Annotated in this window: 23 protein-coding genes and 2 pseudogenes; 12 read left to right on the top strand and 13 right to left on the bottom strand. The window is 59.5% G+C overall.

What is annotated here, in order from left to right:
- The first annotated feature begins 102 nt into the window (after positions 1 to 102).
- Both rpsA and AC0L7L_RS17140 read left to right on the top strand, forming a co-directional pair.
- Positions 103 to 1,806, top strand: a complete 1,704-nt coding sequence (gene rpsA / locus AC0L7L_RS17145) for a 30S ribosomal protein S1 (protein WP_272213270.1) — start codon at positions 103 to 105, stop codon at positions 1,804 to 1,806.
- Between the two features lie 136 nt (positions 1,807 to 1,942).
- Complete coding sequence (locus tag AC0L7L_RS17140; protein WP_272213269.1) at positions 1,943 to 2,287, top strand: DUF6665 family protein; 345 nt, start codon at positions 1,943 to 1,945, stop codon at positions 2,285 to 2,287.
- A gap of 74 nt (positions 2,288 to 2,361) precedes the next feature.
- Here the strand turns inward: AC0L7L_RS17140 and AC0L7L_RS17135 are convergent, their stop codons facing one another.
- A complete protein-coding gene (locus tag AC0L7L_RS17135; RefSeq protein ID WP_473510283.1) occupies positions 2,362 to 2,604 on the bottom strand; it encodes a YdcH family protein in 243 nt (80 codons plus the stop codon).
- A 202-nt stretch (positions 2,605 to 2,806) separates the two neighbouring features.
- On the opposite strand from AC0L7L_RS17135, the gene purE reads away from it, so the two are divergent.
- From purE to AC0L7L_RS17115, 4 genes are all read left to right on the top strand, one after another.
- Complete coding sequence (gene purE / locus AC0L7L_RS17130) at positions 2,807 to 3,310, top strand: 5-(carboxyamino)imidazole ribonucleotide mutase (protein ID WP_272213267.1); 504 nt, start codon at positions 2,807 to 2,809, stop codon at positions 3,308 to 3,310.
- Between the two features lie 4 nt (positions 3,311 to 3,314).
- Positions 3,315 to 4,388: a 5-(carboxyamino)imidazole ribonucleotide synthase gene (locus AC0L7L_RS17125; protein WP_473510281.1), complete on the top strand. Its 1,074-nt coding sequence runs from the start codon at positions 3,315 to 3,317 to the stop codon at positions 4,386 to 4,388.
- Positions 4,389 to 4,515: 127 nt separating this feature from the next.
- A complete protein-coding gene (gene ykgO / locus AC0L7L_RS17120; protein WP_018064355.1) occupies positions 4,516 to 4,641 on the top strand; it encodes a type B 50S ribosomal protein L36 in 126 nt (41 codons plus the stop codon).
- A gap of 81 nt (positions 4,642 to 4,722) precedes the next feature.
- Positions 4,723 to 5,322 (top strand): tetratricopeptide repeat protein, encoded by a 600-nt coding sequence (locus AC0L7L_RS17115; RefSeq protein WP_473510278.1) that lies wholly within the window; start codon positions 4,723 to 4,725, stop codon positions 5,320 to 5,322.
- 81 nt (positions 5,323 to 5,403) lie between these two features.
- Here AC0L7L_RS17115 and cydX read toward each other — a convergent pair whose 3' ends face one another.
- The 9 genes and pseudogenes from cydX to AC0L7L_RS17070 form a co-directional block, all read right to left on the bottom strand.
- On the bottom strand, positions 5,404 to 5,526 hold the full coding sequence (gene cydX, locus AC0L7L_RS17110) for a cytochrome bd-I oxidase subunit CydX (protein WP_272213263.1): 123 nt from the start codon (positions 5,524 to 5,526) through the stop codon (positions 5,404 to 5,406).
- Between the two features lie 57 nt (positions 5,527 to 5,583).
- On the bottom strand, positions 5,584 to 6,735 hold the full coding sequence (gene cydB / locus AC0L7L_RS17105; protein ID WP_272213262.1) for a cytochrome d ubiquinol oxidase subunit II: 1,152 nt from the start codon (positions 6,733 to 6,735) through the stop codon (positions 5,584 to 5,586).
- 6 nt (positions 6,736 to 6,741) lie between these two features.
- Positions 6,742 to 8,334, bottom strand: a complete 1,593-nt coding sequence (locus AC0L7L_RS17100) for a cytochrome ubiquinol oxidase subunit I (protein ID WP_473510275.1) — start codon at positions 8,332 to 8,334, stop codon at positions 6,742 to 6,744.
- A gap of 90 nt (positions 8,335 to 8,424) precedes the next feature.
- Positions 8,425 to 10,125, bottom strand: coding sequence for a thiol reductant ABC exporter subunit CydC (gene cydC / locus AC0L7L_RS17095; protein ID WP_272213261.1), 1,701 nt, complete (start codon positions 10,123 to 10,125; stop codon positions 8,425 to 8,427).
- Entirely contained in the window at positions 10,122 to 11,909 is a 1,788-nt protein-coding gene (gene cydD / locus AC0L7L_RS17090; protein ID WP_473510273.1) for a thiol reductant ABC exporter subunit CydD, read from the bottom strand. Before cydD ends, cydC begins: the two co-directional genes overlap by 4 nt.
- Before the next feature lie 3 nt (positions 11,910 to 11,912).
- Positions 11,913 to 12,497 (bottom strand): GbsR/MarR family transcriptional regulator, encoded by a 585-nt coding sequence (locus AC0L7L_RS17085; RefSeq protein ID WP_272213258.1) that lies wholly within the window; start codon positions 12,495 to 12,497, stop codon positions 11,913 to 11,915.
- 274 nt (positions 12,498 to 12,771) lie between these two features.
- Positions 12,772 to 13,974, bottom strand: a complete 1,203-nt coding sequence (locus tag AC0L7L_RS17080) for an MFS transporter (protein ID WP_473510271.1) — start codon at positions 13,972 to 13,974, stop codon at positions 12,772 to 12,774.
- Between the two features lie 64 nt (positions 13,975 to 14,038).
- A pseudogene (locus AC0L7L_RS17075) lies at positions 14,039 to 14,407 on the bottom strand (ArsR/SmtB family transcription factor); the annotation flags it as partial.
- Positions 14,408 to 14,441: 34 nt separating this feature from the next.
- A complete protein-coding gene (locus AC0L7L_RS17070; RefSeq protein ID WP_473510268.1) occupies positions 14,442 to 15,209 on the bottom strand; it encodes a LamB/YcsF family protein in 768 nt (255 codons plus the stop codon).
- Between the two features lie 233 nt (positions 15,210 to 15,442).
- Between AC0L7L_RS17070 and pyrC the strand changes: the two genes are divergently transcribed.
- Together pyrC and AC0L7L_RS17060 are read left to right on the top strand one after the other, a co-directional pair.
- Entirely contained in the window at positions 15,443 to 16,492 is a 1,050-nt protein-coding gene (pyrC, locus tag AC0L7L_RS17065) for a dihydroorotase (protein WP_473510266.1), read from the top strand.
- Between the two features lie 126 nt (positions 16,493 to 16,618).
- A complete protein-coding gene (locus AC0L7L_RS17060) occupies positions 16,619 to 18,499 on the top strand; it encodes a DUF2264 domain-containing protein (RefSeq protein WP_473510264.1) in 1,881 nt (626 codons plus the stop codon).
- A gap of 69 nt (positions 18,500 to 18,568) precedes the next feature.
- On the opposite strand, the pseudogene AC0L7L_RS17055 reads toward AC0L7L_RS17060, so the two are convergent.
- The 3 genes and pseudogenes from AC0L7L_RS17055 to AC0L7L_RS17045 form a co-directional block, all read right to left on the bottom strand.
- Positions 18,569 to 19,329: pseudogene (locus tag AC0L7L_RS17055) on the bottom strand (FadR/GntR family transcriptional regulator).
- A 160-nt stretch (positions 19,330 to 19,489) separates the two neighbouring features.
- Positions 19,490 to 20,284, bottom strand: coding sequence for a DUF7402 domain-containing protein (locus AC0L7L_RS17050; RefSeq protein ID WP_473510262.1), 795 nt, complete (start codon positions 20,282 to 20,284; stop codon positions 19,490 to 19,492).
- Between the two features lie 12 nt (positions 20,285 to 20,296).
- Positions 20,297 to 22,087 carry a heparinase II/III domain-containing protein gene (locus AC0L7L_RS17045; RefSeq protein ID WP_473510260.1) on the bottom strand — a complete coding sequence of 597 codons (1,791 nt, stop codon included), beginning with the start codon at positions 22,085 to 22,087 and terminating at the stop codon, positions 20,297 to 20,299.
- Positions 22,088 to 22,391: 304 nt separating this feature from the next.
- Here AC0L7L_RS17045 and AC0L7L_RS17040 point away from each other — a divergent pair, with 304 nt between their 5' ends.
- From AC0L7L_RS17040 to AC0L7L_RS17025, 4 genes are read left to right on the top strand one after another with little or no spacing between them, the layout of a single operon-like run.
- Positions 22,392 to 23,333 (top strand): carbohydrate ABC transporter permease, encoded by a 942-nt coding sequence (locus AC0L7L_RS17040; RefSeq protein ID WP_473510258.1) that lies wholly within the window; start codon positions 22,392 to 22,394, stop codon positions 23,331 to 23,333.
- Positions 23,334 to 23,346: 13 nt separating this feature from the next.
- Positions 23,347 to 24,183 (top strand): carbohydrate ABC transporter permease, encoded by an 837-nt coding sequence (locus AC0L7L_RS17035; protein ID WP_272213241.1) that lies wholly within the window; start codon positions 23,347 to 23,349, stop codon positions 24,181 to 24,183.
- 9 nt (positions 24,184 to 24,192) lie between these two features.
- Positions 24,193 to 25,362 (top strand): glycoside hydrolase family 88 protein, encoded by a 1,170-nt coding sequence (locus AC0L7L_RS17030; RefSeq protein WP_473513985.1) that lies wholly within the window; start codon positions 24,193 to 24,195, stop codon positions 25,360 to 25,362.
- Positions 25,363 to 25,392: 30 nt separating this feature from the next.
- Complete coding sequence (locus tag AC0L7L_RS17025; RefSeq protein ID WP_473510256.1) at positions 25,393 to 26,502, top strand: ABC transporter ATP-binding protein; 1,110 nt, start codon at positions 25,393 to 25,395, stop codon at positions 26,500 to 26,502.
- Positions 26,503 to 26,510 lie beyond the last annotated feature (8 nt).

Here is a 26,510-nt window from a genome sequence, read left to right as displayed (position 1 = left end):
GAAGCCGGGTGAAGAGGGGTGCGATGACAGCCGAAGATCAACACGAACCACCGGCGCTACGCGTGTTCGGCCCTGACAGACCGACACGATCCAGGAGTTTTTATGACTGCACAAACCCCCACGCGCGACGATTTCGCCGCAATGCTCGAAGAATCCTTCGGCGCGAACAATGATCTTGCTGAAGGCTATGTTGCCAAGGGCCTGGTTACGGCCATTGAAAAAGACATGGCCATCATCGATGTCGGCCTCAAGGTCGAAGGTCGCGTTCCGCTTAAGGAATTCGGCGCGCGCGGCAAGGATGGCGAGCTGAAGCCCGGCGACGAAGTCGAAGTCTATGTCGAGCGTATCGAAAATGCTCTGGGCGAAGCGGTTCTTTCGCGCGAGAAGGCTCGCCGCGAAGAATCCTGGGTCAAGCTCGAAGCCAAGTTCGAGGCCGGTGAGCGCGTCGAAGGCCAGATCTTCAACCAGGTCAAGGGTGGCTTCACGGTCGACCTCGACGGTGCGATCGCCTTCCTGCCCCGTTCGCAGGTGGACATCCGTCCGATCCGCGACGTATCTCCGTTGATGCACACGCCGCAGCCGTTCGAAATCCTCAAGATGGACAAGCGCCGCGGCAACATCGTTGTTTCGCGCCGGACCGTTCTTGAAGAAAGCCGTGCGGAACAGCGTTCGGAAATCGTTCAGAACCTCGAAGAAGGTCAGGTCGTTGAAGGTGTTGTCAAGAACATCACCGATTACGGTGCCTTCGTCGATCTCGGCGGTATCGACGGTCTGCTGCATGTCACCGACATGGCATGGCGCCGCGTCAACCACCCGACCGAACTTCTGTCCATCGGCCAGAACGTCAAGGTTCAGATCATCCGCATCAACCAGGAAACGCATCGCATTTCGCTGGGTATGAAGCAGCTTGAAGCTGACCCGTGGGATGGCATCCAGGCCAAGTATCCGGAAGGCAAGAAGATTTCCGGTACGGTTACGAACATCACCGATTACGGTGCGTTCGTCGAGCTGGAGCCGGGCATCGAAGGCCTGATCCACATCTCGGAAATGTCCTGGACCAAGAAGAACGTACATCCCGGCAAGATCCTGTCTACAACACAGGACGTTGAAGTTGTCGTTCTCGAAGTCGACCCCGCAAAGCGTCGTATTTCTCTCGGCCTCAAGCAGACGCTTGAAAATCCGTGGGAAGCTTTCTCCTTCTCGCATCCGTCCGGTACGGAAGTTGAAGGCGAGATCAAGAACAAGACCGAATTCGGCCTGTTCATCGGTCTCGAAGGCGATGTCGACGGCATGGTCCACCTTTCCGATCTCGACTGGAACCGTCCGGGCGAGCAGGTCATCGAAGAGTACAACAAGGGCGATATCGTCAAGGCTGTTGTTCTCGACGTCGACATCGAGAAGGAGCGCATCTCGCTTGGCATCAAGCAGCTTGGCAAGGATTCGCTGACGGAAGCTGCTGCTTCCGGCGATCTGCGCAAGAATGCGATTGTGTCCTGCGAAGTCATCGGCACCAATGACGGTGGCGTTGAAGTCAAGCTCGTCAACCACGAAGACATCACTGCATTCATCCGTCGCTCGGATCTTGCGCGTGACCGTGACGAACAGCGCCCTGAGCGTTTCTCGGCCGGTCAGGTGTTCGACGCTCGTGTCACCAACTTCTCCAAGCGCGACCGCAAGGTCATGCTCTCCATCAAGGCGCTTGAAATCGCCGAGGAGAAAGAAGCTGTTGCACAGTTCGGTTCGTCCGACAGCGGCGCTTCGCTCGGCGACATTCTCGGCGCAGCCCTGAAGGGCCGCGACGAATAGTAAGCTCACCGCTTACACGCACTGAAAAAATGAACCGTCGGGTGGCAACGCCCGGCGGTTTTTCTTTGGCCGTTGAACTTGACGACGGGGGAGCGCTTTCCGATGTTCGGAATGAGACGTGCTCAAGGATAAGGTCATGGCCAGTAAAACACCGATACTTCCCGGAACGAACAGCGTGTCGCTCGACCCCGAGATGGATGCCCTGCAATACGAGATCATGCAGGAGACGGCGCAGGCGCTGGGGCGGATCGGGCGGCGGCTGGAGGAGGCACTGGCGGCGTTGAGACGCCACGATGAGACGCCGGGCTCCAATCAGGATCGTGACGCACTGGTGCAGGAGGCCGCCGACCGCGCCTTCGCGCTGTTCATCCAGCGCGATTATCTGGAGCTCAAGACCGACCACCACCTGACATCGACCTATGACATTCCCCGGGAAGTGATGATCCGCGTCGGCGTGATGAAGAAGACGGAGACAACATAGTCTTTCGACATTTCGCCCGAAAAAAAACGCCCCGGTCTAAGCCGGGGCGTTGCATATCTGGAAAGGGTCTATGATCAGTTCGCTGAGTGCTGAAGACGCTCGATTTCGTCTTTGAGGTATAATTTCTTGCGTTTGAGTTCGATGATTTCCTCGTCATTGCTGGACGGTGCGGACATCACGTTTTGCAATCTTTTTTCCAGCGCGGAATGCTTTTCCTCAAGGGCGGCAAGGTGGGTCTGAACTGTCATTTCACACGTCCTTCCTTTGTCTATCACCGCAGGCTGCGGCTCATCGTCATCAATTTGCAACAAAACCATGCCATGTTTCCGCACGCTTGTCGAAGGCGGAAATGTGATTTTACGGCGGCATTTTCAATGTCTGCGCTATCACCCGTCGACAGCTTGCTTTTCTCCGAAAACGAATGATGCTAAAGGCTTTCCGGATCGGCTTCGGCCGGGTTTGACCGTGGCCGTGCCCCGGTTTCGCCAGAATTGGAACCACGATTGAAACGGAAGGCCGATGAGCCCGATCAAGAACCCACCCGTTGCCATTGTCATGGGGTCCCAGTCAGACTGGGAAACGATGAAGAACACTGCCGATACGCTCGACATTCTCGATGTGGACTATGAGGCGCGGATCGTCTCCGCTCACCGCACGCCGGACCGGCTTTATGAATTTGCCCGTGGTGCGCGTGCTGAAGAGTTTCAGATCATCATTGCCGGTGCCGGCGGTGCGGCGCATCTGCCGGGCATGCTTGCGGCGCTGACGCCGCTGCCGGTCTTCGGCGTCCCCGTTCAGTCACGTGCGCTTTCAGGCCAGGACAGCCTGCTTTCGATCGTGCAGATGCCGGCGGGCGTGCCCGTTGGGACGTTGGCGATTGGCAAGGCGGGTGCGATCAACGCTGCCCTTCTTGCGACGGCCGTGCTGGCGCTGGCGGATCCGGAGCTTGCAGGCAGGCTCGACGATTATCGCGCCCGACAGGCGGCCCATGTTGCAGAATATCCCATCGACAAGGACGAATAGGCCCATGAGAACCATCGGTATCATCGGCGGCGGCCAGCTCGGCCGCATGCTGGCCATGGCCGCCGCCCGGCTTTCGATCCGAACCGTCATTCTGGAGCCTGATCCGTATTGTCCGGCAGCCCAGGTCGCAAACGATCATATCGTGGCTGCCTATGATGATGAGCGCGCACTGGCCGAGCTTGCCAGGCAGTGCAGTGTCATCACCTATGAGTTTGAGAATGTGCCTGAAAAGAGCGCGGCCCTGCTTGCCGCCCAGCGGCCTGTCTATCCGCCGGCCCGCGCGCTTTCGATCTCGCAGGATCGACTGACCGAGAAAGCGTTTCTTAATGAATGCGGTATCCCGACGGCGGGCTTTCACGCCGTCGATATCCGGGCCGATCTTGATGCGGCGCTTGCGCTTTTTGGCGGGCGTGGCGTGCTGAAGACGCGCCGCTTCGGCTATGACGGCAAGGGCCAGTGGGTTTTCAAGGGCGAAGGCGATGACGCCGATGCCGCGTTTGCAGCCCTTGCCGGCGCACCGGCGATCTTCGAGGAGTGGATCGATTTCGAGCGCGAAATCTCGGTGATTGCCGTGCGCGGCATCGATGGCGGCATCGTCTGTTTCGATCCGGCCGAAAACGAGCATCGCGATGGTATTCTCAGGGTTTCGCGTGTGCCTGCGCGCGTCACCGACGACCTGAACGGGAAGGCGAGGATCGCTGCAGAGAAACTTCTCTCCGCTCTTGGATATGTCGGCGTTGCGGGCCTTGAGCTTTTCGTCGCGCGCGACGGGCGCCTGCTTGCCAATGAGTTTGCACCGCGCGTGCACAATTCCGGCCATTGGAGCGAGGCGGCTTGCGTGATCTCGCAGTTCGAGCAGCATATCCGTGCCGTTTGCGGGTTGCCGCTGATTGACCCTGTCCGTCACAGCGACTGCGTGATGCACAATATCATCGGCGACGATATGGATGACATTCCGCGCTGGATGACGACGCCCGGTGCGCTGGTGCATCTCTACGGCAAGGCCGAAACCCGGCCGGGTCGCAAGATGGGCCATGTCACCGTTCTTCAGACTCACGAAAACCTCCGAAACAGTTGACTTTGGGCCAGCCATTCGCTACGAACCGGCCACAGCCAAGCGCGCCCTGTTCCGGCGCGCTTTTGAATGTTGAATCAGACCGCCTTTACTAGTCAGTCGAGCGCGGCACAAACAGCGGATCGAAAACATGAAGATCAAGAATTCGCTCAAGGCGCTCAAGTCCCGTCACCGGGAAAACCGTCTGGTGCGCCGCAAGGGCCGAGTATACATCATCAACAAGCAGAACCCGCGCTTCAAGGCCCGCCAGGGCTGAAGTGTGTCACCGGTCCTTGTCCTTGATCAGGCCGGAGCAATATCTGTTTGAATTTTCGCCATGACGGGATACCATCCCGTCATGCGCTTTTTTATGTCTGCCTTCCTGACCATTCTCTCGCTGTCACCTTTTGCGGTGCAGCCAGCGCTCGCGCAATCAGCCAAGAGGCCGCCGGAACCTGCCGCCGGGATCTCGACCTCTGTTGATCCGCTGGATGCGATGTATCAAAAGCTTGTCCGTGCCCGCGATCCAGACGCGGCGGCTGCCTTTGCCAAGGAAATAGACGACTATCTCGACCGTTCGCCAAGCGCGACGGTGTCCCTGCTGTTCAAATGGTCGGATGAGGCGGCGGCGGACGACCGTACGGCGGCCGCGCTTGATTTCCTGTCGGAGGCAATCGCCCTCAGGCCCGACGAACCTGCAGCCTTCCGCAAACGAGCCGTCATTCACTATGCCCATGGTGACTTCAACAGGGCGATGGATGATATCGGCAATGCGCTTTCATTGGAGCCGCGTGATTTCGGCGGGCTCGGGTTGATGGCGACGATTCTCGACAGGACCGGAAGGCCGGATGCCGCGCTGGAGATCTGGCACCGCTATCTCGATTTCTATCCTGCCGACCGCGATGTCGGATTTTACGTGGATATGACGGAAAACGAACTGGCAGGCGAGCGGCTTTAGAGCTGTCGTCCGAGGACGGAAACACAAAACCCGGGTCTGCCGATCGGCTGACCCGGGTTTTTTGATCGCGGCAGGGGCGTATCAGCCCTGGTTCTGCTGCTGGCGCTCCTTGGCGCGGTCATCCATCATTTCGTACCACATGGCGTTGAGCACTGCGAAAAGTGCGGCCAGCGGCAGACCGAGGATCCATGCGAAATACCACATATATAGCTCCTTTGTTCCGATCGGGACGGGCCTTGCGGAAAGGCCCGTCAATTATGATCAATAGGCGTGACCGCCGCCGTTGATGTCCTTGTCCGTCACCTTGCCCCACATGATATGGTAAACCCATGAGGTGTAGGCGAGGATGATCGGCACGAAGATCAGGGCGCAGATCAGCATGATGAACAGCGTCACGTGGCTGGAGGATGAATCCCAGGCCGTCAGGCTTGCTGCGGGCTGCTCCGAGGACGGCAGAATGAACGGGAACATTGCCACACCCGGCGTTGCGACAACGCCGAACACCGAGATGCCCGAGGACAGCATGGCAAGTGTCGGCTTGCTGCCCTTCAGTCCGATAAAGGCGCCGATCGCCCCGATGAAGCCAAGCGCAGGCGCTAGCATCATCCAGGGATAGCGTCCGTAATTCACGAACCAGGCACCCTGCTCGCGGGCAACGTCGTTCATCAGCGGGTTGGACGGTCCGGAGGCATCGACGGGGCCGATAAAGGCGTAGCCGTCAATACCATAATAGAGCCAGACACCGGCCAGTGCGAACAGCACGATCAGCGCGAGGGCCGAGACCGAACCGTAGGCCCGTGCCCGGTCGTTGATCGGACCTTCCGTCTTGGTCGACAGATAGGCCGCCCCATGCATGACCAGCATGGCGACGCAGACCAGACCGGCCAGCAGTGCGTAGGGGTTCAGCAGGCCGAAGAACGTGCCGTCGTAGAAGATCCGAAGGTCGTCATCGAGCCGGAAGGGAACGCCCTGAAGCACATTGCCGAGTGCCACACCGAAGATCAGCGTCGGCACGAAGCCGCCGATGAACAGCATCCAGTCCCAGGTGGTGCGCCATCTCGCGCTTTCGCGCTTGGAGCGATACTTGAAGCCAACCGGGCGCAGGATGAGTGCGAACAGGATCGCGAACATCGCCAGATAAAAGCCCGAAAACGACACGGCGTAGATCGCCGGCCATGCCGCGAAGATCGCGCCGCCGCCGAGGACGAGCCAGACCTGGTTGCCTTCCCAGACAGGACCAATTGTGTTTACGACGATGCGCCGCTCTGTGTCACCCTTGGCAACGAAGGGCAGAAGTGTTGTCGTGCCAAGGTCGAAGCCGTCCATGATGGCGAAGCCGATCAGCAGGACGCCGAGCAGCAACCACCAGATCACGCGGAGGACTTCGTAGGAAATGAGATCGTGTAGTACCATGATGATTTACTCCGCGGGTGTCATGGTGCCCTGAACGCGGCGGAAGCCGAGGACAGGCATCTCTGGTCCGTTGTCAGGCTGCGGTCCCTTGCGGATCGCGGCGAGCATCAGGCCCATTTCGATGATGAACAGCACCGTATAGAGGGCGACGAAGCCGGTAATGGTCAGAAACAGGGTTCCTGCACCGAGGCTGGAGACGGCAAGTGCCGTCGGCAGAATGCCCTCGATGATCCACGGCTGACGGCCGAGTTCGGCAACGATCCATCCCGCTTCTGCGGCAATCCACGGCAGCGGAATGATCCAGACGGCGACATGCAGCAGCCAGCGATGGCTATCCAGACGACGACGTGTCGACAGGTAGAAGAATGTTGCCATCACCGCGATAAACAGGAAGCCGCAGCCGACCATGATGCGGAACGACCAGAACAGTGTTCCGACTGGCGGAATGAGGCTGTTGGCCGCCTGATCGATCTGTGCCGGTGTGGCCTGGCTCGGATCATCGACAAAGCGCTTCAGAAGATAGGCGTAGCCGAGGTCGTTGCCATACTGTTCGAACGTTGCCTGGTCTGCGGTATCGGGCGTGCCCGTTCCCATGGCCTGGCGTATATTGCCCAGTGCCTCATAGGCCAGAATACCGTTTTCGATACGGGCCTTGCCGCTTTTGACCAGCTCGTTGATGCCTTCGATCGGGGTATCCAGCGAGCGGGTGCCGATCAGGCCCATGACCCAGGGGATGTGGACTGCATAATGCGTCTCGCGGTCCTTCGTGTCCGGGATGCCGAACAGGGTGAAGGAGGCGGGAGCCGGTTCGGTTTCCCACATGGATTCGATCGCCGCCAGCTTCATCTTCTGGTGTTCGGTGGTTAGATAGCCGCTCTCGTCACCGAGTACGACTACCGACAGCGCGGCGGCCAGGCCGAAAGCACAGGCAACCGTCATCGAGCGCTTGGCGAGCTCGACGTGGCGGCCCTTCAGCACGTACCAGGCGCCGACGCCAAGCACAAAGACCGAGGCGGTGACATAACCAGCCGATACCGTATGGACGAATTTGGCCTGGGCAACCGGATTGGTCAGGACCTGGAAGAAGTTCGAGACTTCCATGCGCATCGTGATCGGGTTGAAGGTCGAGCCGACCGGGTTTTGCATCCAGCCATTGGCGATCAGGATCCACAACGCCGAGAGGTTCGAGCCGATGGCAACGCACCAGGTGGTGATCAGGTGGGCAACCCGCGACATGCGGTCCCAGCCGAAGAAGAACAGGCCCACGAAGGTTGCTTCAAGGAAGAAGGCCATCAGACCTTCAATCGCCAGAGGCGCGCCGAAAATGTCACCGACATAATGGCTGTAATAGCTCCAGTTCATGCCGAACTGGAATTCCATCACGAGGCCAGTGGAGACGCCGATGGCAAAGTTGATGCCAAACAGCGTCCCCCAGAATTTTGTCATTTGCCGCCATATTTTGCGGCCAGTCATAACGTAGGTCGTTTCCATGATCGCAACGATCATGGAAAGGCCCAGCGTCAACGGCACAAACAGAAAGTGATATAGTGCCGTCATAGCAAATTGCAGGCGCGATAGCGCCACGATGTCCAGTTCCATTGCGTCTCTCCCGCGTTCAAACCGGGTCTAAGTTTCATCGATTTTGCCGGACCAACGGCAAAACCGCATTTCGTTATTGGAGGACGGGTTTCAGTCCGGCCTCAGTGCGGCGAGCGCGGCGTCAAAGCCGGGTTCGCCCCGTTCTGGGGCGGCGATAATTCGCCCCGAATTGATAACAAGCAGACGGTCTGCGATCTCCGCCTCTCTGCGGATATGCGTCGCGACCAGAAGTGTACGGCCTTCGCCGGCACGCACATTGATCCGTGACAGGACATCCCGTGCGGTTTTGCCGTCGAGGCCCTCGGTGGGCTCGTCAAGCAGAAAAACCGGTGTGTCGCGTAAGAGCAGGCGTGCAAGCGTCAGGCGGCGCGCCTGTCCTCCGGAAAGGCCGATGCCCTGCTCTCCGAGATCGGTATCAAGGCCTTCGGGCAATGCGCGGACGGTTTCACCGAGGCCAGCGGCATCTAGCGCTGCCATCATGGTGTCGTCATCGGCTTTCGGTGCTGCGATCTTTAGGTTTGCGCGCAGCGAATCCTGGAACAATTCGGTGCGTTGGCTGAGGATCGTCGCATCAAGGGCTGCAACACTGCCGGTCTGGGGTGCGATTTCGCCTGCAAAAAGTGACATGATCGAAGATTTTCCGGCGCCGCTGGCGCCGATCAGGGCCACCTTTTCACCGGCTTTGACGGCAAGCGAAAGGCCTTCGACCGCCGCGCGGGCGCGGCCATCGTAGCGCATGGTGACATTGTCGAGTTCGAGTGCGTTGCCGGGTTTCGGTGCTGCGGGCAGAAAACGGCTGGCGGGCTCTGCGTCAAGGCGCGGCGAAAGCCGGCGTGCGGCCAGCAGCGTACGGCCAAGCTCCATCGCACCGCGGCGAAGGCCGGCAAAGGGTTCAAGCGCTGCAAAGGCAATCAGCAGCGCAAGAGCTGCAAGTGGCGCCGTTACCGTGCCTGCTGCAGCAAGCGCTGCGCCGGCCAGAAGCACGCCTGACAGGATCAGGGCCGTCACCACGTCGAAGCCGAATCCGGCATTGGTCTCGATCCGGTTCAACACCAGATCCGAGGCATGCTCGCGGGTGTCTGCCGTTGCAACACGGGCGCGCTGGTCCTGAAGGCCACCGGCGAAGGCGAGTTCGCTCTGGCCGGCGACGAGATCGACAGCACGGGCGCGAAGCGCTTCCTGGGCATGGGCGCGACGGCGCGCGGGCTTTTCTGCAAAGCGTGCTGACAGGACAGGAATGGTAAGACCGGGAATGATGATTGCCGCACCAACGGCAAAGGCGAGTGTCCACGACAGCGCACCGAGCGCGGCAATGGTTATCAGACCGGCGATGACGGCAACGAAACTCGGCACCAGTACGCGCAGGTAAAGCGAATCGAGTGCATCGACATCCGCTGTCAGCCGGAACAGCAGGCGGGCTGGGCGAAGCCCGAGTGCCTTTGCCGCGCCCGGTGCGGCAAAGCCCTTGAACAGGCTGACGCGCAGGCCCGCCAGTACGCGCAGTGTCGCGTCATGGGTTTGCAGTCGCTCGAAGTAACGGGCACCCGTGCGTGACAGCGCCAGAAATCGTATCGCAGCGGACGGCGCGAAGACATCAAAGGCAAGGGCGGTGGCCGTCGTCAACCCAGCGATTGCGGCGGCGGTAACGAACCAGCCGGAGACGCCAAGAAGGGCGATACCGGCCAGAACGGTGGCGGCCGAAAGGGCAGCGCCGGCCAAGAGCCCGCCGCGCCGTTCGCGCCAGAAAAGACGGATGATCGGCCCGAGGTTTGCAAATTTTCCGGCTCTCATCGCACAATCTCCCGGAAATCCTCGTTGAGACAGATGACCCGGTCCATACGTTCGGCAAGACGCGGGTCATGGGTGGCGACGATCAGTGTGCGGCCACTTGCAAGCGTCAGCAGCGCCTCAGTGATATCGCTGGCGGTCCGGTGGTCGAGATGGGCAGTGGGCTCATCGGCGATGATCAGACCTGCCGAACGGTTGGCAGCGGCGCGCGCAAGCGTCAGCCTCAGGGCTTCGCCGCCGGAAAGCCCGGCGCCGTTTTCGCCAATCATGGCATTGCCATGAGCTTCTGCCACATGATCGAGCGCGGCAAGCCTGAGCGCATCGGCCACGGCATCGCGGGAAACGTCGTTGCGATGCAGACGTATATTGCCGGCAATCGATCCGGCGAAAAGATGCGGATTCTGGCCGATCCAGGCCATACGGGTACGTATCTGCGCGGCATTGGCGTCGTCAAGCGTGGTGTCGTCAATCAGGATGCGGCCGTGACGGGTTTCGGCAAGGCCTGCCAGAAGGGCGAGAAGTGTGGACTTGCCGCTGCCCGACGGGCCAAGCAGCGCGACATGTTCGCCGGGTGCAATCGAGAGATTGAAACCCTCGAAAACCGGGTCGCGCGAGCCATGATGGACAAATCCGAGGTCGCGGAATTCGACGCTGACGGGGTGAGCCTTTGTCGAAGCTGCAGCGGGCAGGGCGGCCGCCTGCTCGGAACCGACCATCGGAAGCCCGTCTTCGGCAAGCTTGTCGAGGGCGGAAAGCGCGGCTTCGCCGGAGGCGCGGTCGTGCCAGACCGAGGAGAGCATGCGCAGGGGATCAAAAAAGGCGGGTGCCAGCAGTAGAATAAACAAGCCCTCACTCAGCGTCAGCGTGTCGCCCCAGGCGCCGAAGCCGATCTGGCCGAGCAGATGAAAGCCGATATAGGCGGCGGCCATGGCAACACCGAGCGCGGAGAACAGTTCCAGCACGGCAGAGGTCATGAAGGCGATACGCAGCACAGACATGGTGCGCCGGCGCAGCTTTTCGGCGCGCAGGCGGAGGCGGCGCGAGACCAGATCGACGGCATCATAGGAGCGGATGGTCGACAGACCGCGCAGCCGATCGAGGAGAAAGGCGTTGAGTGTGCCCATATCTGCAAGGTGCTTTTCGCTGGCCGATTGCGCGGTCCAGCCGATCAGCGCCATGAAGACGGGAATGAGTGGTGCGGCGATCAGGAGCACAAGGCCCGCGATCCACGAGAACGGAAAGATCACGGCAAGAATGGCGAGCGGCACGAAGGTGGCCTTGAACCGTGCCGTCTGGAAGCGGGCGAGATAGGGCACGATATGCTCGGCCTGTTCGGCGATCACGCTGGCGGCCTCGCCCGAGGCCACCCGGCTGGTGTCAAGCGGCGAGCGGCGGCTGAGGGCTGCAAGGGCACTCGTGCGTTTTTCGCTGAGGATCGCTCGCGCGGTTCGGTAGGCGAGGCGACTGCCGGTACGTTCGCAAATTGCCTTCACAAGGCCGAGGGCGAGGACGGCGGCAGCGAGCGGCAACACGGCAGAGACGCCCTCGCCACGGGCAATCAGGCCGATGCCATGGGCAAGACAGGCCGCCTGCGGCAGCCACATCAGTTCGGCAAAGGTCTGCAGCCAGGCAGCAACCTTCAACCCGCGCGGCTTGAGGATACGCGCGCGCCGTTCGCTCTTCTTTCTGGAGTGGGCAGGAGGCACGGCAGGGGCGGGCGCGCGGAGGTTTCCATCCGCTGCCTCCACCCTGTTTTCGGCGGCTTTTTCAAAAGTAAGCTCGCTCATGCCTCAATCACCAATCTTCTCGTCCTGATCGCGACCGGTCTTGCGTCCGAGCGATGTCATCCTGTCCGCCGCCTCAAGCAGCCGTGTCACGCGCGCGCCCATGCCGAGCAGCATCAAAAGCCTGTCCGTTTCCAACCCCTTCACATCGTCGTACCAGGACGAGAGCCTTTCGATCAGGTCGTGCATCTGGCCCATCCGCTGCTGGGCGTATTCCTCGTCCGCGTCGCGCGGCGTGCGCGTGGTGACCTCTGCAAGAAGCGCCAGTGTCGGATCGACCTCCCGTTTTTTGCGCTCCTCGGCCAGTGTGCGCAGGATCGTCCAGACATCCTCCGGTGTTGTGTAATAGTCGCGCCGGTCACCCGTTTTGTGCCGCAGCAGTACCAACCCCCAGGATTGCAGTTCTTTCAGACCTGCGGCGACGTTGGAGCGCGACATCTTCAGTTCGTTCACCATGTCGTCAGCGCAAAGCGGTTCGCGCGACGCATAAAGCAGAGCGTAGATCTGTCCGACAGACCGGTTGATGCCCCAGCGGCTGCCCATCTCTCCGAAATGGAGGACAAAATCCTGAACGATGGGCGACATTGCCATTGGCTTTCCTGCTTGGTCTGAATTTTCAGATATTTCTGAAAAATCTGTACAGCGGTTTCTGATATCGTGCAAGATCATCCTCGGAGCGCATCGAAATGCGCAACTGAACCTCCCTCTAATTCAACGGGTTTAGCGGAGAGGCCTCTCGGGCAATTTGATTTATGTCATCTGGATGGAAAAAAGCAGAATACGACCACAAGCTGTATCCCGAAATTTAGGGTGTAGGAGAATTAGCTTTATTCGAGGCTATAAGCTGATGCGATTGAAGGGCCTGTCAGCGATGTGACAGGCCTAAGGCGCGGCTGAAAACAAGCGGCACGAGGACAACCAGAACGGCGGGGAAGACCAGCCAGTTCATCAGGCTCCAGCCATTTTCGATATTGACCAGCGCGCCGGCGAGAAAAGAGGCGGAAGCGACGGTGCCGAAAACCAGGAAGTCGTTCAGTCCCTGCACCTTGCCGCGTTCTTCGGCGGTGTGGCAGTCGGTGATCATCGCCGTGGCGCCGATGAAGCCGAAATTCCAGCCGACACCGAGCAGGATCAGCGCTGCCCAGAAATGGGTGAGGCCGAGACCGGAAAGCGCGATCACCGCGCAGCCCGCGATCAGCACGAGGCCGGTGGCGGCGATACGCTCCTTGCCGAAGCGGGCGATCAGCTTGCCGGTAAAAAAGCTTGGACCGAACATGGCGAGGACGTGCCACTGGATGCCAAGTGTGGCTTGGCCGACGGTGTGGCCGCAGGCGATCATGGCAAGCGGTGTCGCTGTCATGATGAAGGCCATCAGCGCATAGGAGATGACGCCGGTGCCGGCCGCCAGGATAAAACGCGGAGTCCGGGCGATTTCAGACAACGGCCTGCCGCGCGAAAGGTCGACAGCGTCAGCCTTATCGGCGCGCGGAACCTTGAGGCGCGAGACCAGCAGAAGCGTGAGCAGCGCAAGGCCGGAGAGGCTGACGAAGCTTGCGACATAGGGTAGCCCCGGTATCGCGTCGCTGGTCCAGATCACCACCTGCGGACCGATGATGGCTGCGGCAAGGCCGCCAATCATCACGCGCGAAATCGCAACGGCTTTCATGTTGCCCGAAACGGAATCGGCGGCGGCAAAGCGAAAGCTCTGCAGATAGGAGCCGTAAAGCCCGATCAGGATTGTGCCGATGCAGAAGATCAGGAATGCCGAGCCGGCGACACCGGTCGCGGCTACCAGCCCGCCGCAAATACCGATCAGCGCCCCGAAAATGTAGCCGATACGGCGACCGACGCGGCGCATCACCCAGGCGGCCGGCAGCGTGCCTGCGGCAACGCCGAGATTATAGAGGCTGACGGGTAAGGTCGCAAACGCTGGATCGGGCGACAGAAGCTGCCCGACAATGCCGCCAAGCGAGATCACGATCGGCGGCGCAGCGCCGCCAGTGGCCTGCGAAAGGGTGAGGATGCGGATATTGAGGCGGGCTGTATCCGGTCTGTCGTCGGTGGTCATCGGCAGTACAGGAAGCTCCGGGGCCTAAGCCCGTCTGTTGGCGGGCATAATTGCAGAAAAGGTATCAGTCGGCCTGATTGCGGCCTTGGACGCAATAAGCGTCGTAAAGTGTCGTCAGGATCTGCCGGGCCGGTTCGCTTTCGATATGGTACCAGATGGTCTGGCCTTCGCGGCGGCCGGCGATCAGTTTTTCGCGCCTCAAAAGTGCAAGGTGCTGAGAAACGGTGGAATCCCGGATGCCGAGGAAATCCGCGAGTTCGCCGACGGAGCGTTCGCCGTCAACGAGTTGGCAAAGAATGAGGAGCCGGTGGCGATTACCCAGAGCTTTCAAAAGCTCGCAGGCCTCGTCGGCCGATTCGACCATGTTTTCGGATTCAATCTTCATAACTTCGTATATACGTTCTTTTAAATCGAAGTCAAGATAGAATCCTCCGGACCATCGCCGGGCAACCCGTTTCCTTTACAGTCTAGTGAATGAAGTTGGCAATGGCATAACCCTGCTTTTCCAGTCCATTGCGCACGGCCTGGGCAATTTGCAGGGCTTCGGGCGCATCGCCATGCACACAAATCGAACCCATAGGTGTTTCGATGCGCTTGCCTGACAAGGTGATGATCGCACCCTCGCTGACCATTTCCGCAACCCGCGATGCGGCCACATCCGGATCGCGGATCACCGCACCCTTCATGCCGCGCGGCACTAGAACCCCCTCGTCGGTATAGGCTCGGTCGGCGAAAATCTCCGAAACGACGGTCAGTCCCATCTGTTCGGCAATGCGATGTTGCTGCCCGAGTGCGATCGAAAGGCAGATCAGCGAGGAATCGACGGCCTTGATGGCATTGCAGATGGCACGAGCAACGGCCTCGTCATGCTGGGCGAGATTGCCGAGCGCGCCGTGGGGTTTCACATGGGTGATCGGGTGCCCGACATATTGTGACACCGCCTGTGCGGCCCCGATCTGGTAGGCGACCAGCCGCTCCACCTCGCCCACCGAAAACGGGATATGCCGGCGGCCAAAGCCCATCAGGTCCGGAAAGCCGGGATGGGCGCCGACCGCAACATTGCGGTCACGCGCCAGCGCAAAGGTCTTGGCCATGATGTCGGGATCGCCGGCGTGAAAGCCGCAGGCGATATTGGCCGAAGAGACGATCTTCAGCATTGCCGCATCCTCGCCCTTCTCCCAGGCGCCGAAGCTTTCTCCCATGTCGCAATTGATGTCGATCCTATGGCGTGTCATGGCAACGCCTCCCTGTGCTTTTGACGGTTCTTGTCGTCAATGTAGGGGCTCGAGGAATGTGTAAACAATGAGTTTTTTATGGTTAGGCTTGCGTTTTTGTCATGCGTGCTGCGCGCAAGGCGCATATCTGTCCGGTGATTGCCTGCGCAGTCTTTCGGGGCAAGTGGCAGCGAGGCTTTTCTTCCGTGCTGAAATTCTTTATTCCCGAAAGGGCTGACCCATGGAGTGCGATGATGAAGAGCCTGACGATCCGCCGCCCCGACGACTGGCACCTGCATTTGCGCGATGGCGCGATGATGGAAGGCGTGATCGGCGATACCGCCCGGCATTTTGCCCGTGCGATCATCATGCCCAATTTGGTGCCGCCGGTGGTGACCGCAGCCGATGCGCAAGCCTATCGGGAACGGATCATGGCGGCATTGCCCTCGGGCAGCGCCTTTACGCCGCTGATGACGCTTTATCTCACCGAGACAACCGATCCGGACGACGTCGCACGCGCTCATGAAAGCGGGCTGGTCACGGCGGTCAAACTCTATCCCGCAGGCGCCACCACCAATTCGGCCAGCGGCGTGCGCAACTTCGACAACGCCATGCCGGTGCTGGAGAAGATGGCCGAGATCGGTCTCAACCTCTGTGTTCACGGCGAGGTCACGGCGTCCGATGTCGACATTTTCGACCGGGAGGCCGTCTTCATCGAAACCGTTCTTGATCCGCTGCGTTCGCGCCTGCCGGAACTGAAGATCACCATGGAGCATGTGACGACGAAAGACGGTGTCGACTATATTGCCGGGGCCGGGCGCAAACTTGCCGGTTCGATCACCACCCACCACCTGATTATCAACCGCAATGATATTCTGGTCGGCGGCATCCGCCCGCATTATTTCTGCCTGCCGGTCGCCAAACGGGAAGGCCATCGCAAGGCGCTTGTCGCTGCGGCAACCTCCGGCGATCCTCGTTTCTTCCTCGGGACCGATTCCGCACCGCACGCGGACCCGGCCAAGGAATGCGGCTGCGGCTGCGCCGGCATCTATACCGCCCCGAATACAATGAGCTGCCTTGCCCATGTGTTCGAGAATGAAGGCGCGCTCGAAAACCTCGAAGCCTTCTCGTCGCTCAATGGTCCGGCTTGGTACGGGCTTGCGCCCAATGACGAGACGATCACGCTGGTCAGGCGAGAGCATCCGGTCGTCTATCCGGCAAAGCGCGAAACCGGCGCCGGCCCGGTGACGGTTTTCGACCCGAAATTTCCGCTGTATTGGGATGTTGAAGGCCAGAAAGGCTGATCCGGCCCGACGGGCGCAGGAACGTCGTGACTTACATGCTGGTTTCCCTTCCAATTGGTGCTTCATCGCGGTAGATGTGCGGGACTTGCTGGCGCGGGAGCCAGCATTGGAGGAGTTTCTGACGCCATGATTTCCGAACGGTCATTCTCACAATGGGATCGGCAGCCGCTTGTACGCCGGATGGCGGATTGCAACCCGATGGCCGGAAATCCGCTGCAGACCAAAGCGCATCTGCAAACTGCAGTTGCCGATTTTTGCGCACCACTCGTTCCCTGGTATTCGTCCGGCCATGCGCGACTGCGTCTGTCGGCGGGCTCGGCTCATTATGATGACGATGCCGCCGAGATGGAGGCCTTTGTCCGGCCGCTCTGGGGAATCGTTCCGCTGGTTGCCGGTGGTTTTGCGTTTGAGGATATCTGGCGTTTTGCCGAAGGCTTCTCGCACGGCATGGATTCCAACCACGAAGAATTCTGGGGCGAGCCAGAGGATTTCGACCAGAGACTGGTCGAGACCGCCGGCATCGCTCTTGCCCTTCTGGTCGCGCCCGAGACCTTCTGGCGGCCAATGTCCGAGCCGGCCAAGGACAAGGCCGAACGCTGGCTTTTGAAAATCAACGAGCGTGAAGTCCCGGACAATAACTGGCTGTTTTTCCGGGTGCTGGTCAATCTCGGCCTCAGGAATGTCGGACGGCAATGGTCGGAAACGGCCGTGCGCGCCGCACTTGAACGCATCGAGACCTATTATCTGGGCGACGGCTACTATCGCGACGGCAAATGGGGTCACCGTGATTACTACCTGCCGATGGCACTGCATTTCTATGGTTTGATGGTTGCCAAATGCGCCGACGATATCTTTCCCGACTATGCCGAACGTTACCGTGAGCGCGCCCGGCTTTTCGCGCAGGACTTTCAGCACTGGTTTGCCGATGATGGTGCGGCGGTGCCCTTTGGTCGCTCGCTGACCTATCGCTTTGCCGAAGGTGCGTTCTGGGCGGCCTGTGCCTTTGCGGATGAAGAGGTGCTGCCCTGGGGTCGGATAAAAGGCCTGCTTTTGCGGCATCTGCGCTGGTGGTCGAATATGCCGATCACCGACCGGGATGGTGTGCTGACGATCGGTTATGCTTATCCGAACCTGCTGATGTCGGAATCCTACAATGCACCGGGCTCGCCCTATTGGGCGCTGAAGAGTTTCCTTGTGCTCTCGCTGGAGGACGATCATCCTTTTTGGGCGGCTGAGGAAGAGGCGCCGGAAGCGCTGCCCGGCGGTCGCGTCTTGGCAGCTGCTGCCGGATTTGCGCTGCGGCGCGCACCTGGCGATGCGGTGATGTTGACTGGCGGTCAGGATGGCCGCGAACATCGCGCTCACGATGCCAAATATGCCCGTTTCGCCTATTCATCGGCTTTCGGCTTTTCGGTCAAAAGCGATGTGACCCTGCCGGATCGACCCGATCTGAGCGCAGTCGACTGCGGTATTGCTGTGTCGCGTGACGGGCGGAACTATTTTCCCCGCGCCGTGATCACCGAAGAGGGGACCGACCGGGGCATGGTCTGGGGCGTTTTTGAGCCAGGCAACCGGCTCAGGATCGAGAGCTGGCTGGATTTTGCCGGTGAGGGCTGGCATGTGCGCGTGCACCGCATCAGGTCAAAGGACAGGCTGTTTCTGAGCGAAGGCGGTTTTGCCGTGGATCGCACGGGCGAGCGCGATCCGGCTTTTGCCAAGGGCATCTCTTCAGCCGCCGGCCGTGCCTCGATTGCGACCCCGACTCACACAACGGCGATTGTCGATCTTTCAGGCAAGCGGGCTGGCGAGATCATCCGCGCCGCGCCCAATACCAATATCCGTTTTCCAAGAACGCTTTTTCCGCGCCTCTTCGGCGAACTGCCGGCAGGCGAGCATTTTGTCGCTACGGCCGTTTTTGGCGTCGTCGATCATGTGGAAGCTCTGCCGCCGGTTGCAGTGCCGGACAATATCAAGGCGTTGTGTGCTGAAAATGGTCTGAAAATCTAAAGCCCGGCCCTTCAGTTTTGGCGGCCGGTGTGCAGGCTCTTCCGAGGAGCTGTTGTTTCGCTGCCCTGCTCAGACTTCGCTGTCTTTCTGCAGCCGGGCCATGTGTCGCACCCGTTCATCGCGCAACAGGTTGCGATAGCGCCCGAGACTGCCTTTCAAATGTTCGCGCATGGCATCGCGCGCGCCCTGTTCGTCACCATTGGAAATGGCGAAGATGATGCGCTCGTGCTCTTTGATCAGCAGGCTGCGATAGGCGACTTCTCCGCCGCCATCGGTGTCGACGACTTGGCCGGTCTGGGGGATGATCGCTTTGCCCTGCAGCTCGAGAAATGTTGCGAAAAGCGGGTTGTTGGTGGCCTTGGCGATGGCGAGATGAAGCCCGATATCGGCATCGCTCCAGGCTTTACCGTCATTGCGGCCGGCAATACCGGCTGCATGTTTTTCGAAAATCTCTTCTTCCTGCGCGGGGAGCGCCTGAGTGCGGCAAGGCCGGCCGCCTCGATTTCAAGCGGTGTGCGGGCCTCCAGAATTTCCAGTGAGGTGTAGATCCGGTCCTGATCGACCATCGGGTTGGTGCGTTTGAAGGCAAAGGAGATCGGGTCGAGCACGAAAACGCCAGCGCCCTGGCGTGGTTCTACAAGCCCGTCCGATCTGAGTGCCGCCACCGCCTCGCGAACAACCGTGCGGGAAACGCCGTGTTCCTGCGTGAGTTGGGCTTCGCTCGGCAGCTTTTCACCTGGCAGATACGCGCCGTCCAGAATGGATTTCCGCAGCGCTTCGCTGACCTTATAGACCAGAGTTCCGTTGCGGGCGGCGGTTTGCGTTGCCAAAATTCATCCCCTTTGACGTCAGGCTTGTGTTCGGAATGCAACCGGTTACGGTGCTAAGCCGGGTCCGCCGAATAGTCGTTACGCATAAGTCTGGAAAAATTGTATGATAAGTTGTCCAGAAATGCAATACAACGTTGTTTCCACACAAGATGAGTGGTCGTCAGCCTCCGGTTTCGCGCCCCCAGACCTCGATCTGGGTCAGGGCGGGGAATGGTGAGGGGTCATCGGCCTTGATGAGCTTTTCGAGCCGGATCCATTCGGTCTTGCGTTCCGGGAACGCAAGACGCTGGCCGGCCCCGGTTTTTTCAAGCGGAACCTCCATGCTGTGGCCGTCGCTGAAGGCGATGCGGGCCGATGTCCACCAGGCATCATGCGGAAAATCGGCGCGGGTGTAGAGCACCACCGAATGCGCGATGACCACGCGGCCGAAATCGACGGTCATGGTCGCCTCCGGGTCGCAGTTGATGCCCCAGCTTGTATAGGGCCAGAAACCGTGGTCATCGCCTGCAATCTCGCCGTCAATCGCGTTGCGGGCGGCAAAGGCGGCCTCGCCGCGCGTTTCGACGCTGGCGAATGCGTGTGGGAAGGCCGAAGTGCTGCCGCCATGATCTGCCGGATTGAGCGCCAGATTGCGGATGCCGGAAAGCGCGTCTTCGCCGGTGACATGCGCCGAAATCCGGTGACTGTCGCCGAAAAAGGCCGTCGGTGCATAAACGGTCTTTGCGTCATCGAAGGGAACGGGAAAGCTGAAGCTGCGGTCCTTCAGCAAGACAATGGCCGGGGCCAGCGCATTGTCGATGCTGAGTGTCACGAAACGATCGGGCGTGTCGGTCTCGACGGTGATCCGGTCGCCGGCTTCATAGGCCTGTCGGTAAAACAGCGATACGGCCTCGGTGCCGGTCTTGCTGCTGCGCACCTGTCCGGTCTTGTCGACAACGGAAAGCGTGATCTCCATGGGGGTCTCCCGTCAGTTGATTGTCAGCCTGAGCGTTTCGCCGCTCAGGGGGATGAAAATGCGGTAGAGCGTGTCGGGCCAGGCTGCCCGGAGGCGTGAATCGGTGATGGTGATGGCTTCGACCTGAAGCTTTCCGCCGCCGTCCACCGCGATTGCGCCAATGCCTGGAAGCGTGATCCGCCGTTCCGACAAGACCGGTTTTTCGGCAAGCATCAGCGAAAGCGTGGCTGATCGTCCGCCCCGGCATGTGTCTGTGATTTCAATGCCTTTGCCCTTGGTGAAAACCACGGCCCGGCGATAGCTCGTCACGTTTGCTTCTGCCGGATAAGCGCCGGCCAGCTCCATCGTGATCTGTGCTGTATCATCTTCAAGAAATACGACAACGTCGCTGGCGGCAAAGGCCTCGCCATCCTGCTGCATGATGTCGTCAAAGCTGGGCAGGTTGTGGAAGGCGGATTGCATGGTCCAGATTTCGTAGCGGCGTGGGGAGAAGGTCCTGGCGGTATAATTCTCGACCCCGACATCGATCAGGAAGGGCTTGCCGTCCTTGTAGAGCGTGAAACTGCCCGTGTCATTGTGGTTATGGCTGTCGCCATTATCGCCGGCTTTGACGGCAAGCGCCAGGCGTTCATCGCGCGCCACCATCAGGCCGATGCTCGGGAAAAAACGGTCGGCGGCCTTCGGGCGCGGCGCGGCGTGGGCTTCCATTTTCGCAACTGTCATCACGCCCTGCAGGCGGTAGAACAGATTGATTTCGTCCGGCGCGTCAGGTTCGGGTGATGCCTTCCAGTCGGCGGCGGCGAAATCGGTCAGAAGCTTCGAGCCAACGGCTTTTCCGAAAAGGTATTCGCGTGCGCCGCAATAGCCTGCCCGGGCGGAGGAATCGGCGAAATTGAAATAGCGGTCTTCTGTGATGTGCATATGAGCGATGAATTCCGCGATATTGCGGATCTTCTCGTCCTGCCATAATGGAGCGAATGCATCCGGCGCCACTTTCGCGAGGATATTCAAAGCGTTGAACAGGCAGAGACCGGCATGGCGATAATAAAGAACGCCCTCCTCGCAGGCCCCGTCATCACCATAGTCTTTCAGGAAAAAGTCGAGGCTGGCGGCGGCTTTCTCAACCACGCTTCGCCGCGTCTGCCGGTCGAAGGGGCGGGAAAAAACCGCTAGCAGAACATTCTGGGTGCACCAGGCGGTCCAGTTGTTCATCGGCTCGTCGCCCCGGCCCATCCACCAGAAATGCTCCTCGAGATAGGGCCGTATGATGCGGCGGCTGATTTCATGATCGAGCCGGGCGATGATCATCGGCGTGACCGCGTCCATTTGCCTTTCGAAAACGGCTGCGAGGACGGCGAGCTGAGCCCCGGTTTCCGCGGCAAACAGGTCAACCACCGGACGGCGGGGATCGGGCAGTGGCAGCGTTTTTGCATCGCGGATATAGCCATTGTGGGCGGGCAGTTGCCAGCCGCTTTCCTCGGCGATCAGCGTCGCGCCGTCGATGATGCGGTCGAGATAGCGACCGTCGCCGGCAACACATTCGCCGAGCGCCAGCGCGTTCAGCATGCGACGACGCTGCATGTATGGCGTTTCGTAACCGATGCGATCGCCTGTGCGGGAGAAGGCAAGGTAGCCGGTTGCTGTCAGCACCGGCCATTCTGAGGGACAGTTTTCGGCAGCACGGATCAGCCGGTCGGCATAGTCGCTCGGCAGGGATGACCATTTGTCGCGGCTGGCATAGGACCAGGCCGGCGCGAAGTGCGCGAAGGTATCGGGCAGTGCCCGAAGGCGCTCGCGAAACATTTCGTCCTCCCGTATCCGACCGGACCCGTTTGAAAACAGGGTCCAGAGGCAGCATGAACTTGTTCTTTTTCCGTGCATGACAGCGCATCTGATAATGCAGAAGCAGGTGACCTGAGCGCGGGTTTCTCTATGGACTAACATATATGTCAGATAAGTTTTAGCCATAAAAATACATTTTTGACCACTTGTATTATGTATTTTGCGGCGATAGGATCACTCAAAATCACGGACTGTCCGCCATGACGTCCGTAAAAGGCTTTCCGGGACTGCCCGTAAGTGGCGGTCTGTAGGATGGGAGGAAGACGTGGCTGCAACCGGCTTGGATATTGCGACCGGGCAGAAGAGAAAGAAGCGCCGGGTGCTGACCAAGCGTCAGCAGAATCGGCGGGCCAGCCTCGTCGCCTATTCTTTCATCGCGCCGAATTTCCTCGGGTTTGCGGTGTTCACGCTCGGGCCGATCATGTTCGCCTTTGCGCTGGCCTTCATGCACTGGGACGGCTCAAACCCGATCGAGTTTGCCGGCCTGGCCAATTTCTTTGAGCTTTTCCGCGACAGGGCTTTCCAGGCCGCATTCTGGAACACCATCATCTATACGGTTTTCTCCGTGCCGCTGACCATGGCCTGCTCGCTCGGTCTTGCCCTGCTTTTGAACAAGAAGATCTTCGGTCGGGATTTCTTCCGCGCGGCGATGTTCTTTCCCTATGTGGCCTCTTTGGTGGCCGCCGCCGTTGTCTGGAATATGTTGTTCAACCCGGAGATGGGGCCAATCAACATGATCCTCTACACCTTCGGGGTCGATCCGAAGGCGTTGCCCGGCTGGGCGGCCGACAAGGACTGGGCGATGGTCACCATCATCCTGTTCGGTATCTGGAAGCAGGCCGGCTATTTCATGGTGATCTATCTGGCGGGGCTTCAGGGTGTAAACCGCGAGCTTTATGAGGCCGCCGATCTTGACGGTGCCAACTCATGGCAGAAGTTCTGGAACGTTACCCTGCCGCAGCTTGCGCCCACAACTTTCTTCGTTTCGGTGATGCTGACCATCAACTCGTTCAAGGTGTTCGATCAGGTCTACATGATCACGCAAGGCGGGCCGGGAACCTCAACGCTGGTGCTGGTCTATCACATCTATAATGAGGCGTTCATCTCCTGGGATCTCGGTTATTCCAGCATGGTTGCCCTCGTTCTCTTCGTCCTGGTTCTGGCCGTGACCCTGGTTCAGTTCCGCTATTCGCGCAGCCTTGATTGAGGGAGAGGGTGAGATGAGAATTTTCGGTCGCAAGATCAAACTGTCCACCATCGGCCTTTATGCGCTGATCATCGTGATCACGATCATCATGCTGCTGCCGTTTGCCTGGATGCTGTCGGCTTCGCTGAAGTTCAACCGCGAGGTGTTCGAGTTCCCGATCCACTGGATCCCGGACAATCCGCGCTGGGAAAACTATGTGCAGATCTGGACCAAGATCCCGCTCGGCCTGTTCGTGTTCAACACCGCCAAGATCACGATCATGGTGACGCTGCTGCAGCTGTTCACCTCGTCGTTTGCAGCCTATGCCTTCGCCAAGCTGAAGTTCCCCTATCGCGACGTATTGTTCCTCGGCTACATCGCCACCATCGCCATGCCCTGGCAGGTCTACATGGTGCCGCAGTTCATCCTGATGCGGGAATTCGGGCTCTACAATACCCATTGGGCGTTGATCGCGCTTCAGGCCTTCACCGCCTTCGGCGTGTTCCTGATGAAGCAGTTCTACATGTCGATCCCGGATGAACTGTGCGAGGCCGCCCGCGTTGACGGTATGAACGAATATCAGATCTGGTGGAAGATCATGCTGCCGCTGTCGAAGCCTGCGCTGTCGACGCTGACGATCTTCACCTTCGTCTTTGCCTGGAACGACTTTCTCGGTCCGATGATCTACCTGACCAAGACGGACCTGAAGACCATCCAGATCGGCCTCAGAATGTTCATCTCGCAATATTCGGCCGAATACGGGCTGATCATGGCGGCCTCGGTCGTTGCCATCATCCCGGTGCTCATGGTGTTTCTGGCACTCCAGCGCTTCTTCGTCGAAGGCGTCGCCAATGCCGGGATCAAGGGGTAAAGCATGACTATGCATCAAAATGGCTTCACCGTTCAGCCGATCAAGGATGCGGAAATTGCCGATGCGATCGCTGCCGCCGTCGCACAGGTGCGCCACAACCTGCCGGCATTCACCTATCGCCAGCAGAACCATTCCAGTGTCAGCAATTTCTATCCGGCCATCGACAACGACCAGTGGACCTGCGGGTTCTGGCCGGGCGAAATCTGGCTTGCCTTTGAGCTGAGCGGCGACAAGATCTTTCAGCATGCGGCGCAAATCCAGGTGCAGAGTTTTCTGCACCGGATCGAAAACCATATCGAGGTCGATCATCACGATATGGGCTTCCTGTATTCGCCGACCTGCGTTGCCGCCTGGAAACTGGTGGGTGACGAGGACGGCCGCAAGGCGGCAATTCTCGCCGCCGATCAACTGATTGCCCGCTTCCATAAAGTTGGCGGTTTCATTCAGGCCTGGGGCGCAATGGGCGAGCGGGAGAATTACCGCTATATCATCGACTGCCTGTTGAACCTGCCGCTGCTCTATTGGGCAAGCCGCGAGACGGGTGACGAAAAATATCGCGATATCGCCCGCATTCATGCGGCGACGACGCTGGCCAATTCGTTTCGCGAGGACGGTTCGACCTATCATACCTTCTTCATGGATCCCGAAACCGGCGGCCCGGTGAAGGGCGTGACCGTTCAGGGTTACCGCGATGACAGTGACTGGGCGCGCGGGCAGGCGTGGTCTGTCTACGGGCTGGCGCTTTCCTATCGCTACGATCCGAAGCCGGAATATGCGGCGATGTTCAAAAAGGCGCTCGATTTCTTCATGACGCGCCTGCCATCCGACATGGTGCCCTATTGGGACATGATCTTTTCAGATGGCGATGACGAACCGCGCGACAGTTCGTCTGCCGCGATCGTCGCCTGTGGCCTTCTTGAAATGGCCGACATCGTCGGTGGCGAAGAGGCCGTCCAATACCGCGATCTCGCGCGGTGCTTCGTGAAAAGCCTGGCCGATGGCTACGCTGTCAAAGACCCTTCGGTCTCAAACGGTCTCGTGCTTCACGGCACCTATTCGAAAAAGACCCCCTACAACACCTGCACGCCGGAAGGCGTCGATGAGTGTGTCTCCTGGGGCGACTACTACTATCTCGAGGCGTTGACGCGGCTTTCGCGCAACTGGTCCTCATACTGGTAACGCCCGAGGCGGTTTGAAGAGGATACGATTATGTCCGGTATCTCGCTTAGAAAATTGAGAAAAACATACGGCGCGCTGACGGTCGTCCACGATATCGACCTGGAAATCGCCGACAAGGAATTCATCATTCTGGTGGGGCCGTCCGGCTGCGGCAAGTCGACCACGCTGAGGATGATTGCCGGGCTGGAAGAGGTTTCGGGCGGCGAACTCTATATCGGCGACGATCTCGTCAACGATGTGCCGTCGAAGGAACGCGATATCGCCATGGTGTTCCAGAATTATGCGCTCTATCCGCATATGACGGTCTACAAGAACATGGCATTCGGCCTTCAACTGCGAAAGGCGCCGGAAGCCGAGATCGAACAGAAAGTTCGCGAAACGGCGAAAATTCTCGATATCGAGCATCTTCTGAATCGCAAGCCGAAGGCGCTTTCCGGCGGTCAGCGCCAGCGCGTGGCACTCGGCCGCGCCATGGTGCGCAATCCGGAAGTGTTCCTGCTGGATGAACCGCTGTCGAACCTCGATGCAAAGTTGCGCGGATCGATGCGCACGGCAATCACCAAGCTGCATCGCCAGCTCGACAGCACATTCATCTATGTGACCCACGACCAGGTGGAGGCCATGACCATGGCTGACCGCATCGTGGTCATGAAGGATGGCTATATCCAGCAGGTCGACACGCCGCAGATGCTGTACGATCACCCGGTCAACATGTTCGTCGCCGGTTTCATCGGCGCGCCGCAGATGAACATGCTGCCGGTCATCGTCGAGCGAAACGGCGACAACTGGATCGGCCGATTCCATGAGACTGCGTTTCCGCTGGCTCTCGGCGATAAAACGGACAGGCTCGCGCCTTATGAAGGCAAGGAAATCATTCTCGGCCTGCGCCCTGAGAATTTCCACGAGTCACAGCCGCATGACATTGCGCCGGAGGTCACCTGCCCGTTTGCGGCACTTGTTGACCTCGCCGAGCCGATGGGCGCAGAAATCCATCTCAATATGGAAGCGCATGGCCATGACATGATTGCGCGCGTTTCCCCGCGCTGCACGGCAAAAGACGGCGAAACCGTCAATCTGATCGCCGATCTCGTCAATCCGCATCTTTTCGACAAGGAAACGGAGCAATCGATTCTTTATTAGCAATTCCG

This window comes from Martelella sp. K41-7 (assembly GCF_055808365.1).
The sequence above is the reverse complement of the archived record's forward strand: the minus strand, read 5'-3'. Positions and strand labels throughout refer to the sequence as shown.